The sequence below is a fragment of the Tetzosporium hominis genome (assembly GCF_002265435.1).
In the GTDB taxonomy this organism is placed as follows: domain Bacteria; phylum Bacillota; class Bacilli; order Bacillales_A; family Planococcaceae; genus Chryseomicrobium; species Chryseomicrobium hominis.
The window spans coordinates 1-261 of record NZ_NOKQ01000354.1; the positions used below are offsets into that span (position 1 = coordinate 1).

1 pseudogene is annotated in these 261 nt (G+C 46.0%); it reads right to left on the minus strand.

Features of this window, described 5'->3' with window-relative positions:
- Window positions 1–111: 111 nt before the first annotated feature.
- A pseudogene (locus CF394_RS15280) lies at window positions 112–261 on the minus strand (polar amino acid ABC transporter ATP-binding protein); the annotation flags it as partial.

Consider the following 261-nt stretch of genomic DNA (forward strand, 5'->3'; position numbering starts at 1 on the left):
CATTCAGCAGCTCTCCGCTTTGTCGGAAGAATTGAATCAGGCGGCATCCAAGTTTAAACTGGCCGCTGAATAAAAAGAACAGCCTGATCTCTCTTGATCATGCTGTTTTGTTTATACAGGATTCAAAATCCGGTTTAAAAACTGTTTTGTTCGTTCTTCCTTAGGGGCTGAGAAAATTTGTTCAGGCGGGCCCTGTTCGACGATGACGCCGCCGTCGATAAAGACGACTTCGTCTGCGACATCCTGCGCGAATTTGATTTC